10 protein-coding genes are annotated in these 12,253 nt (G+C 31.7%); 6 read left to right on the forward strand and 4 right to left on the reverse strand.

The window, feature by feature from the left end:
* Nucleotides 1-328 precede the first annotated feature (328 nt).
* The 3 genes from JOD21_RS17130 (at nt 329) to JOD21_RS17140 (ending at nt 1,920) form a co-directional block, all read left to right on the forward strand.
* Entirely contained in the window at nt 329-499 is a 171-nt protein-coding gene (locus tag JOD21_RS17130; protein WP_204730788.1) for a helix-turn-helix transcriptional regulator, read from the forward strand.
* A gap of 3 nt (nt 500-502) precedes the next feature.
* Nucleotides 503-796 (forward strand): hypothetical protein, encoded by a 294-nt coding sequence (locus JOD21_RS17135; RefSeq protein WP_204730756.1) that lies wholly within the window; start codon nt 503-505, stop codon nt 794-796.
* Nucleotides 797-1,038: 242 nt separating this feature from the next.
* Entirely contained in the window at nt 1,039-1,920 is an 882-nt protein-coding gene (locus JOD21_RS17140; protein WP_204730757.1) for a hypothetical protein, read from the forward strand.
* A gap of 51 nt (nt 1,921-1,971) precedes the next feature.
* On the opposite strand, the gene JOD21_RS17145 is transcribed toward JOD21_RS17140, so the two are convergent.
* Nucleotides 1,972-3,381, reverse strand: coding sequence for a S8 family serine peptidase (locus JOD21_RS17145; protein WP_204730758.1), 1,410 nt, complete (start codon nt 3,379-3,381; stop codon nt 1,972-1,974).
* Between the two features lie 16 nt (nt 3,382-3,397).
* Complete coding sequence (locus JOD21_RS17150) at nt 3,398-5,539, reverse strand: peptidase domain-containing ABC transporter (RefSeq protein ID WP_204730759.1); 2,142 nt, start codon at nt 5,537-5,539, stop codon at nt 3,398-3,400.
* A gap of 200 nt (nt 5,540-5,739) precedes the next feature.
* Between JOD21_RS17150 and JOD21_RS17155 the strand changes: the two genes are divergently transcribed.
* The 3 genes from JOD21_RS17155 to JOD21_RS17165 all read left to right on the forward strand — a co-directional run bounded on the left by JOD21_RS17155 (nt 5,740) and on the right by JOD21_RS17165 (nt 9,568).
* Nucleotides 5,740-5,973, forward strand: coding sequence for a mersacidin family lantibiotic (locus JOD21_RS17155; protein WP_239581669.1), 234 nt, complete (start codon nt 5,740-5,742; stop codon nt 5,971-5,973).
* A gap of 17 nt (nt 5,974-5,990) precedes the next feature.
* The gene (locus tag JOD21_RS17160; RefSeq protein WP_204730760.1) at nt 5,991-6,191 is read left to right on the forward strand and encodes a mersacidin family lantibiotic; all 201 of its coding nucleotides are present in this window, start codon (nt 5,991-5,993) and stop codon (nt 6,189-6,191) included.
* Between the two features lie 173 nt (nt 6,192-6,364).
* The gene (locus tag JOD21_RS17165; RefSeq protein ID WP_204730761.1) at nt 6,365-9,568 is read left to right on the forward strand and encodes a type 2 lanthipeptide synthetase LanM family protein; all 3,204 of its coding nucleotides are present in this window, start codon (nt 6,365-6,367) and stop codon (nt 9,566-9,568) included.
* Nucleotides 9,569-9,793: 225 nt separating this feature from the next.
* Here the strand turns inward: JOD21_RS17165 and JOD21_RS17170 are convergent, their stop codons facing one another.
* Complete coding sequence (locus JOD21_RS17170; RefSeq protein WP_204730762.1) at nt 9,794-10,363, reverse strand: recombinase family protein; 570 nt, start codon at nt 10,361-10,363, stop codon at nt 9,794-9,796.
* A 184-nt stretch (nt 10,364-10,547) separates the two neighbouring features.
* Complete coding sequence (locus JOD21_RS17175; RefSeq protein ID WP_204730763.1) at nt 10,548-12,137, reverse strand: hypothetical protein; 1,590 nt, start codon at nt 12,135-12,137, stop codon at nt 10,548-10,550.
* Nucleotides 12,138-12,253: the final 116 nt, after the last annotated feature.

Raw genomic sequence — 12,253 nt, forward strand, 5'->3', positions numbered from 1 at the left:
TTTATGTGGATCTCGTATGGCAACGGTGGATCAAATGGATGTCATTGGTGGGTCAAAAAGATGGCAACACTGGATCTATCCCTTGGCTGTAGTCACGCTATCTGGCCAATTCGTTGTATTATATATAAAATGCAATATCTATGCTTAAAAAATACTGATTTCAAAAGGTAAGGTATTTTAAACAAATAGTTATTTTTTTTTTTCATTTTGTTAAAAATACTTGTCTTTTTTGTATTATATGTAATAGAATGTATTTCATAAACATCTAAATTTTAAAGGAGGTATTTATAATTTGACGTTATCAAATAAAGTAGCCGTATACAGGGCTATGAAAGGTTGGTCTCAACAAAATTTAGCAGATCGGGTTGGAGTAAGCAGACAAACCATAATGCACATAGAAAAAAATAAATATAACCCTTCATTAATATTAGCTTTCAAAATTTCAAATGAATTTGGAGAGTTATTAATTAATGTGTTTGATTACAAAAAGGAGGATTAAGAAATGTTAAACTTATTATTTATCTTACTAATGGCAATAGTGGTTGCATCCAATTTTTATATTTTTAGATTTCAAAAAAGTGTTGAAGGTAATGATGAGCGTGGGAAGTTAATTCAACTACAAACATTTAGTTCAATGTACAACACTTTGTTTGTGAGTTCAGTTTTAGTGATTGTATTAAATATAGTTGATATTATTAACGCGGAACAAATGGTGGATGTTTGGTTATATCTTCTTGTAGCTATAAGTGTATTCGGAGCATTTAAATTAAATAGAAACAAAAACAAACAAGTTTAAAGTGGAATCATAAATGTTTAAGAAAGGAATGGATCCATATTAAAAAAATAAAACCAACAATATTTTACAGCGTATTTTTTCTAACTTTATTGATATTAACTGTATTTTTTTCTGAGAATAACGAAAAAATAATAAATTATATGCTTGTATTTATTGCGTGGAATCTATCTATATTAATTCACGAGATTGGACACATAATATTTGCTTGGATAAACAAACTAAAGTTTATAGAATTTACTGCCATGTTTTTTAGTATTAAAAATGTTAACGGAAGAATTATTTTAAGAGAAAATAAAGAGTGGGCGAAAGTTGGAGGAATAGTCATATATTTGCCCAATATAGATACAAAAGAGACCACTAAAAAGTGGAAGAGTTTTGTTCTGGGAGGTCCAATTTTTAGTGTGCTATTTGGGTTTTTATCATTGATCTTAAGTTGGTCGTATAGCTCTTTTTTCTTAAACATATTTGGCTATATGAGTATAGCCATTGGAATAATAACTTTGCTTCCCACTCCAAGATCTGATGGTCGTGTCTTTATGATGCTTTATAAAAATGACTCAACTGCAAAAGAATATTTATCAAATATGTTGATCATGAGGGAATTTTTAACTTCCGTTCGCCCTTCAGCTTGGTCTAAACAAGTAATAGATCAATGTAGCTACTCATTAAACAACACAAATGCCAGTGATATACATATAAATTTTAGTCTGAGGCTGCCCTTATATTATTATTATTATGATGTCGGGAAGAGTTTAAAAGCTGTGGAGATCTTGAGCTCTATAAAGATAGTTGATGAAAAGACTATAAAAAATAATATTCAATATTTAATTATTTATGGTTTATATATAACTCATCAATATCTGAACAATCATAAATTATCTAACGAAGACATATCGATTATTGAACAATTAAAGGAAGTAGATCAGTACTCCTATTACCGCACAAGAGCTGCCATAGAAGCTAAAACCCAACAATATAATGCTGCTTTTAATTCTTTATCACAAGCAAAATTAATTCAAAAAAGTGTTGGAGATTTTGGCTATTTAATTGTTGAGGCGCGTCTATTGAAAATAATAGAAGAGGAGCTTGTGAGAAACACCAATAATAAGACAGTTGAAATCTAAAATGCTTGTAGATAAACGCATAACGTTTATCTACAAGCACCATTTCTAACTTTATTTATTCTTTTGAATGTTTTTTAAAGAGTTATAGATATTTAATTTTCCTTCTCCAAAATAAATATCTTTTCCTTTTTCTCCAATATCAATACTACCGTTTTTTAAATATTTTTTTACCTGATTGATATTGAGCTCTTTATTATAAATCTCTCTGTACTCTGAGATCACCATTGCAGCTGCTGCACTAACTTGTGGTGTAGCTAAACTAGTCCCCATGCTTAAAGTAAATCCTTGAGGAATACCAATCATTTGGTCTAGATAAGTGTTTGGTCCACCACTAGGGTAAGTAGTGATAATCATTTCACTAAAATCAAAATTTGGTCCCAAGTCTCCTCCAGGAGCTGAAAAGTCAACTTCTTTTCCAAAATTCGAATATGAAGTTGTTTTGTCTTCCTTACCGTTACTTGAAACAGTTATTAGATGATGCGAACCACCTGGCAAATGAAATTCATTAGTTTGCTTTAATTCATCAAGATCAAAAGAGCTGTTTCCCACGGATGCAACAACAATAGCCCCTTCTTTTTTTGCAAACTTAATTGCTTTATCATAGGCCTTAATTAAAAGCTTATCTTCTTCATCAGTTTTAGATAAATAAGTACCTAAACTTAGATTGATAACGTCATTTCCATCTTTAGCAGCATCAACTATCGCTTCGATCACCCATGTGGATTCTCCACTTCCCGTTCCCAATACTTTATATGGAGTGATCTCACTGTTAGGTGAGATGCTTGCGATAATACCTGCTACTTGAGTTCCATGACCTTGTTCATCATTTATGTTAGAACTATTATCAACGTAGTTTTTTGCTAATTCTAAATTGATTTGACTTTTTAATAAGGGATGATCTGTGTCTATACCACTATCAATTAATGCTATAGTTGAATGATCACTATCATTAACAAAATCAAATGCTTTATGATTGTTAGTTACATCGTTTAAATACCAATTGAATGGAGCGAAGTATTCAGAATGCAATTCAGGCAATGCTAACATATTTTGACTAGTAAAAGTTGATGTTCCAATGCTTAAGTTAGAGTAATTTTCAATTTGATTTTTTTGAATATGGATTGGATTATCAGGTTCCATTAAATCAGGCATTTCACCTTTTCCATCAACAAAGGAACCTATTTCATGATATATTTCCTCAATCTTATTTTGTGCATCTTCAACTTCAGTAAGGTCTACCGTAACAATTCCTATTTCTTCAATAACATTAAGTTTGATGTTTGGATATATTTTTTCAATATTCTCAGCAACTACATGAGTATCATTACTATTATTTAAGATAAAACTATAATGTTTATCTGTATTTTTCAGACCTTGACTCTCAGAAATACCTGTTTCAGGTAATAAAATAAATGAAAACGTCATGACTAACGTCATAATTAATCCTTGATATAATTTCATTTGAATAGCCTCCTGATTAATTTAATACTTTCAATTCACTTTTTTCTTGTGATTGATATAGTTGCTGGTATAACCCTTTGTTGTTCAATAAAGAATTATGGGTTCCTATTTCTTCTATCTCTCCTTCGTTTAGCACTATAATTTTATCTGCGTTTTCAATAGTACTTAATCTATGTGCGATGATTACTCTAGTACTAGACAAGCAGGATATGCTTTCTTCTATTCTTTTTTCTGTTAGTGTATCCAATGAACTTGTGGCCTCATCTAAAACGAGAACTTTAGGTTGCTTAACCAAAGCTCTTGCTAAGATCAGTCTTTGTCTTTGACCACCAGAAAAGTTGGCACCACTCTCAGACACTTTAGTGAAAATTCCTAAAGGTAAATTATTAACGACATCTACAAGATCTGCTTGTTTTAAAGCATTCTCAATATTAAAACTGTTTTCGGTGTCACTCATTACTATATTTTCAAAAACTGTTTCATTAAACAAACGTGATTCTTGTAAAACTGAACCAATCTGTTTTCTTGTTTCTTTTAAATTATATTGCTGCAAGTCAACACCATCGTAATAAATATGACCCTGAGTTGGTTTATATAATCCCAAAATTATTCTAGCAAGGGTGCTTTTACCAGAACCTGAAGGTCCTACGATAGCTACTGTTTCTCCTTTGTTAATGTTAAACGATATATCTTTTAACACTTCTTTACTGAAAGAATCATAAGAAAAAGAAACGTTTTTAACCTCTATTGCACCACTGATTTCTGCTTCAGTTATAAATTGCTCTTGTTCAGGTTTAGATTTTATTACATCCATGAGCCTTTGTATGTAAGAACTGAGATTTATCAAGTCTGTATAAGCAGAACTGATAGAGATTACTGGGGATATAAATGATGCTGCCATAGTATTAAATGCGATTAAAGTTCCTAATGTTATTTGACCTTGAAGTAAGAAATACGCACCTACATAAAGTAAAAAAAGAGGTAAGATAAATTGCACAGTAGTTGATAGAGCCTGTATGGAGGATATCCATATACTTCTTTTCTCGGAAGTTTTTAATTGTTTAAAAAATCGTTCTTTCCAATTTTTAAAAACTAACGACTCCAGCCCCAACATTTTCACATCAGAAATACCATAAATATTTTCTGACAAATATCCTTGCACTTCAGCTTGTTCTGTAACTTGTTTGTCAGAAAGGTTTTTCAAAATTCTAGTGTTAATCAATAGAATGACTAATAAGCTCAATCCTATAGTAAAAACTATTAGACTCATTGGTACTGAATAATAAAACATAATTATTGAATAAGTAACTAAGAGAAGTAAGTCAATAAAAAAAGTAACTGCATTCGTTGAAAGGATCTGTCTTATGTAAATATTTAAATTCGAACGGAAAATTAAATCTCCACTTGATCTTGTTTCAAAAAATTTATAGGGCAAATGCAATAATTTGTCCACAAACGAGGACATCATTTGTGAATCCATTTTTGTTTGAATCTTAGCTATTACTATTCCTCTCAAACCGGACAGCAATAGATTAAGTATGAAGATTACAGAAACAGCATACCCTACAGTAGTTAAGTGAGAAGTTTCACCAACAATTAATACATTATCGGTAAACCACCTAGTGATTAATGGAATAGCTACAGCAGTAGCTTGCAGAACTAATGATAGCAGGAGTATATAGATCAATGATTTTTTATTTTTTTTCATAATACTTAAGAAAAAAGGAAGATTCGAATCCTTTTTTCTCTTTGCAAAAAGTTCTGTTGGTTCGAACAGAAGTACCTTACCAGAAAAGTGTTCTTTAAACTCTTTTAGTTTATAAGTCCTCTTACCTGAGGCGGGATCTACTACATAAAATTTGTTACCAATGATCCCTTCTAATACAACGAAATGTTTATTATCCCAGTGCAAGATCAATGGTAATTTTAACTCCTTTAATGATTCTGCAGTAACCTCAAACCCTTTTCCTTTTAAACCTTTCTCCTCTCCCATTAAAAGTAAATGATAAAACGATCCTCCACCTTTTGGGAGGCCAAACTCATCTCTTAGAATGTTTAATGAGACATGGTGCTTATAGTAATTCAATACCATTGCTAAAGAAGCTAAGCCACATTCACTGTGTTCCATTTGTTCTATGTACGGTACGTTTATTTTCATAAAACGACAATCCCACCTATGTTTTTTGTCACCTCTTACATTATATTTCCAACAAAATTTATTCAACCGAATTTTAAAAAAATTTAAAAAATAGTAATAAATGCTCATTTATGGATTTTATCTTGTAATATTTGAGTGTCTAAGTTTATGCTTGTTTTGTACTAGTACATAACCCAAAAATTGGAGGAGGTGTAAATTATATGTCTAGAAAAGATGTTCTACTTTCTATGAATAACGATAACCCAGCTGGTCCTTCTATGATGGAGATTTCCACTGAAGAACTACAAAAGGTTTTAGGTAGTGGTGATGTTCAAGGTGAAACTACAACGTTCCCTTGTTTTGCTGTCGCATATTATGGAGTTCAGAGTTCTGTTGCATGTGCTTATGCTGCAGGAGCTGGTGTAGGTCTAGCTTTATCTGCTTGGAAATGCTAATAAAAGGAGGATTTTTAATGAGTCGTTCTGAAGTACTTAAATCTTTAAATGAATTTCAACCTGCAGGAGATAAAATGCCAACTCTTTCTAAAGAGGAGTTAGCTAAGATCAATGGTGGTGGGGATGTTCAACCTGAAACAACTCCTACTATCGTTCCATTCACTGGAGGAGTTGTGTTTACAGTTACAATGTCTAAACTGTTTGGTTGTAACGGATAATTTTTAATCAAACCATCATAATGTACTGTTACATTATGGTGGTTTTCCCATGCTCTAGAATTGATTTTTAAAGGACTTTGGAAATCTAAACAAAAAATAGCTTACTCTTTAGTCCCCAAGGTCTTATTAAGAAGCATTTCTATAAAAATATTTATAAAGGCGGGTTAAACCTTATGAATGAAAGTCAAACTACTAAAGAACTTCTTTTTTCAGAAAATTTGTACAAATCTTTATCGATTGATGAAAGGGCAAAATTATTCAGTGAAATTGATAAAGAATTAACTGACCTTGAGGTTAATGGCATTGTTGATAATTGGAAAGAAAAAGCATTGCTTAAAGACTATTCATTAGATGCTAAATTAAATACATTTAATCTAAATAAACAAGAATTTGCAAAAATCTTGTTTATTTCTTCAAAAGAGAATTGGCATAAAGATCTCAATTTCAGCATAGACCATAAGCCAGAGTGGATGAATGAAATTGATAAAGCCTTTAAATTAAACAGAGAAAATTTAATAGATGATTCAGAAGACTTAAACCTGTCATTTGCATATCGTCCTTTTCTATTATGGGCAAGGGTAGAATTAGAAGAATATTTTAATAACAACGATTCGTTATCTAAATTGGTTGATTGGAAATCTCTTCTTCCATCTCTTATGCACAATCTAGCTCTTGGATTAACTCAAATTGGAGCGAGAACTTTTGTATTAGAAATGCATGTGTGTAAAAAAATGAATGAATTAAAGGGTGATAGTTCTGAAGAAAGGCTAAATTCCTTTTTAAAAGATAAGTTACTTGATCCTGATTATTTAGAGTTTGTTTATAGTGAGTATCCCGTCTTAGCTAGAGTTTTAATGATTAGAACCAAATTTTTTATAAACAACTCTATAGAAGCATTGGAGCGATTTTCTAAAGATTGGAACACTTTGGATGATGAATTTCATTTGCAAGGGAAATTGCTTTCAGAAATTTCTGCAGAACTGGGAGATTCTCATCAACAAGGAAAATCAGTAATGAAATTTAAGTTTAATTCAAAATTAGAGATTATATATAAACCAAAATCTTTATCATTAGCTAATAATTTCGGTAATCTACTGGAGTGGTTTAACCATAAGGGTTTTTCTCCGGATTTAAAGTCATACAATATTATTCATGGGAAAAATTATGCATGGGAAGAAAAAATAGAATACGTTAGTTGTTCTTCAGTTGAAGAAATTAAGAATTACTACAAACGTTTAGGCGGATTATTAGCTATTTTGTATATAGTCAGAGGTACCGATTTCCATTCGGAAAATCTTATTGCACATGGAGAATATCCGATCCTTATAGACCTGGAGACTTTGTTCCATCCAAGTTCAACGGTTAGCTTCGAACCAAGCGCGGAGATCGTGGCCAAAGAAAAAATACATAATTCAGTACTTGGAACTGCTTTATTACCACACTTATCATTCAGAAGTCGTGATGGTAAAGGTATAGATTTGAGTGGTGTAAGTTCTACGGATAAGGAAATGCCAATTCCTATTTTACAAATAGAGAACTATGGTAATGATAATATGAGATTCGTTCGAAAAACCATCACTACAAAAGAATCTGATCAAAATGTTCCTAAGATTAATGAAGAAGTTGTAAATGCTGAGGATTATTCTCAAGAAATTGTTGAAGGTTTTGAAACACTATGTAAAATTGTTATAAATAACAAATCTGAGTTATTGAGTGAAGATGGAATTATATCCAAATTTAAAGATGATATTATTCGTATTATAATTCGCCCTACTCAATATTATGGAGACTTCATTTCAGAATCAAGTCACCCAGATTATTTAACTGATTGGTTAGAACGTGACAAATTATTAGACAGATTATGGTTTACAAGCTTAGACAATAGAACTATCCCTTTAGAGATAAAAGATATTATCAATAATGATATCCCTATGTTTTTCTCTACTACTAATAGTTTAAATTTATTATCTAGCACAGGAGAAAAAGTTCTTGACTTTTATAATAAATCTAGCTATCAGATCGTATTGGAACGGATTAAAAACCTAGATTCAATTAGCATGAACGAGCAATCTAATTGGATCAAATCTTCTTTGTTGAGTAATAAGAAAGAAGAGCCGTATACAATTAAAAAGAAAAGCCAGTTTTCTGAAAATGAATTAACAGATAATAATTTATTTATTAATGAGGCAGAAAAAATAGGTGACAAATTATTAGAACAAGCTATATTGGGTAAAAAGAATGATGCTACTTGGATTAGTTTAGATACTAATTATTATGGACAATGGCATGTCTCCTCATTAGAAAATGGACTTTATAATGGAGTCGGAGGTATTGCTTTATTTTTAACTTATCTAAGTAAAATCACAAAAAAAGATGTGTATAATGATTTAGCAAATAAAGCAGTTGAATCAATATTGAATACACCTGCTTACTCAAGTGACTTCTTTAGTGCTTTCTTTGGTAAAGCGTCAGATATTTACGTATTATCCAACTTCATGAGCCTTAACGGTGAGAATGATAGAATTCGAGAAGTTATAAAAAGTCGAATTAATTTAATTCATGAAAATATAAGCAAAAATGATCATTATGATCTTTTAGGTGGAAGTGCCGGTATTATACAAGTGCTATTAAATGCTCATGAACAAATTAATTCTACTGAAGCTTTACTAGCTGCAAAAAAGTATGGTGAACATTTACTAGAAAATAAAACCAATTTAAGTAATGGGGTAGGCTGGCTAGATAATACCAGTAAAACATGCTTAGGTGGTTTATCTCATGGGAATAGTGGAATTGCTTGGTCTTTATTACGATTACACAAGATGACTGGAGAAGAAAAATTCTTAGAGACTGCACTACAAGCACTAAACTATGATCGTTCACTCTACAATAAAAACGCTGAAAATTGGGAAGATTTAAGATTAGATTCAATAAAGAATCAACCTTATTCAACATCTTGGTGTCATGGTGCAACCGGCATTGGTTTGAGCCGACTAGAATATCTTGATTATTTGAAAAAAGACCAACTATTAACAAATGAAATTGACCAAGCTATCACAACAACAGAAAAATATGGCATGGGACGTAGTCACTCTCTTTGTCATGGAGACTTAGGTAATAGTGAGCTCTTTCTAAATGCAGGATTAAAACTTCAAAATCAAAATTATGTTGAACTGGCCCAGTCTGTAGGTGTAAGTGTCATAGAGGAAAAAAATAAAAACGGATATTACTTTACTGGTATCTCAAATAATATTGAACTTCCTGGTTTATTTTTAGGACTCTCAGGGATCGGATATCAATTACTAAGGTTGGCAGAACCGGAAATCGTACCTTCAGTTCTCACTTTAGAAATAAACAATAGTAAAAATATAAAAAATTAAATATCTTTCCTATACCCTTTTCTTTAAAACGATAGATGAGAGAAGTTTGCTTTTCAGCTATTAAATCGCTCTAGTAAAGAAAAGGAATTTATAAATGGGTTGGTACCAGCAAGCACATGAATAAAAAAGGCTACCGATGAAGAGTCTGTATATGAAAGCTCAGTGTATAATCCCAAATTTAATTCTGTTTATACTTTGAGAACGAAAAGTTAAAAAAGGCAGCCTCTAAACTTCAGAGGCTGCCTTTTTTTCTTGATTTATTCTCCTATACAATGTTGCTGGAGAAATTCCAGTTGCTTCTTGTATATCTTTAACTGTCATTCTTTTTGAATGATACATAGCAATGGCTTGATTTAATTTCTGTTGATTTACTTTTGGTCTCCCGCCTTTCCTTCCTCTTGCACGTGCGGCCTTCAGGCCGGCTGTTGTTCTTTCGCGAATGATATCTCTTTCAAACTCAGCCAATACTGATAACATTCCAAACATCGCTTTACCTGCAGCTGTTCCGGTATCAATATTATCCTGAATGCTTACAAACTCTACATCTTTCTCTCGAAGCAATTCAGCAATCTCGATTAACCTTTTGGTGGATCTCGCTAGTCGATCTAATTTGTATACAACAAATTTATCTCCAGATCGAGACATTTTAATTGCTTGAAGTAATTCTGGGCGATCATCTTTTGCCCCAGATAATTTCTCCTGGAAAATCTCTTCGCAACCAAACTCTTTTAAAGCATCTAGCTGTAAGTTTAATGACTGGTCAACTGTACTTACTCGAGCATAACCAATAATCATAAAATCTTTCCTTTCGAATCCAATTGTCAGATTAATTATATCAAAAACATACGTTTAAGAAATGTAGTTTTTGATATAAGTTTTGAAATAAAAAAGATATAAAAAAGAAGAAGATTTTTATCTTCTTCTTGATCCTCTCAAAAACCATCGTTTTTGATTGGCTAAAAATTTTAGAATTTACACATTATACAACCTTTTTATTTTTAGTATGATCGCTAAAAAATTCTTTAAGTACTCGCTTATGTTCGGTATATTGAGACTTGTTAGAAAAAATTTTCATTAAGGCTTCGCGATCGTAAAAAACAGATGATGGGAAATTATAGTCCTCAAGTATCTTTCTCATCTTTTTACCATTATTTCTCGCCTCTAAGTATTGAATAGCTTCTGTAGAAAAGTTTGCTGAAGTAATAAATACTGGAATGACCGCTTTTTGGGTTCTATTTTTAATAATATTACATGTACGTTCAAAAAACTTTTTTACGGAATCTTTATCTTCTTCAGTATTTCCAAGCTGAACTTCAATTCCTTTATTATAACCTTTGACTTCACAAGCAATTATATAATCTCCGGTAGTCACAACAATATCGCATTCACATTTTTTATCTGAACCTGGAGCCTCATATTTTACGCCGATCTGAGGTCTTAGACCATACTCATTAAAAATAGAGGCTATTAAAAAATTAAATACATACCCTTTCAATGACCCGAATTTACCATCTTGTTCAGTCTCATTGGAGTTTTCTAAAATTTTAACAAGTGCAACAGGGTCCACATTGTAGGGGTCCACCTCTTGTATTGCCTTCAAAGCTTCAACCATTTTGGTTCCAAAGACATCCTTAAGCATCATAACCATAATTCCTCTAGCTCTTGCTAATTCTAAAGCATCTTTTTCTATGGTATTAACAAAACAAATAGGAATGATCTTAAAATTATTATCGTTCCTAATTGGACCGTACAGATTACTGACACGATTAATTAGACCTGTTATATCATGTCTTTTTGCTTCTCTGTGCAAAATTGATTCTATGATTACTGGGGAACCAGCCTTCTCAACGGCGGGATTATATAACTCATCTTTATTATTTGTTCTATAAAGTCCCCATAAATAACAATAACTAACAGCATCGCAATAGAATCCGTTATACCCTTTTTCATAATCTTCCATACCAGTAACGAAAGATGAATTCCAGCCAACAAAGTTCATTCTCTCTAGCCAGTTGAGCAGATCCTTAGTAAACTCCTGATTATATGATAGGTCTCGAACTCTTTTGTACATTTCCTCAGTTGAAGCATCCACAGAAGGGATCCACTCTTGTTTAGCGATCACTACCGGAATACCATTAAAATCAGTTAACGGTTCTACCATTTTTAAATTCAGAAGGTCATTAAAAATATCTCTAGCTGTTTTGCGTTCTGATTTTGATGAATCTACTACACCAGCTGATATTTTAGCAAATTCAGACCAGAATAAAAATCCTTGCTCTTCAACTAATGCCTGGTATAACCTATGCAAAGTCTCTGCATGATTAGGGAAAATACCTTTTAGCTTACTCTTTAAGTTTTGTTTAGGTAAAAAGTATAAGACTTGCTTATGTTGAAATTTAACTGGATCAGTACTATAGAAAGCTTTTTTATTTTTTAATCGTAGAATTATCTGTCGGGCGTTATTAGAAGTTACACCAGTTTTTTCTACTAAAAATTTATTCAATTCACTTCCAAGTAATGGTCCTTTGGTTTTTAATATATTCACACAAATTTTTTCATAATCAGGCATTTTATCCTCCCCTTTTTCAGATGTAACACTATGCTTATTATACTTAAAATATTAATTAAACAGTCATGAAATAAAAAAACGATTTAGCCTTGTTGTATAGCGTTTTATCACATCAA

Origin of the sequence: Jeotgalibacillus terrae, from assembly GCF_016908195.1 — a bacterium.
GTDB lineage: Bacteria > Bacillota > Bacilli > Bacillales > Jeotgalibacillaceae > Jeotgalibacillus > Jeotgalibacillus terrae.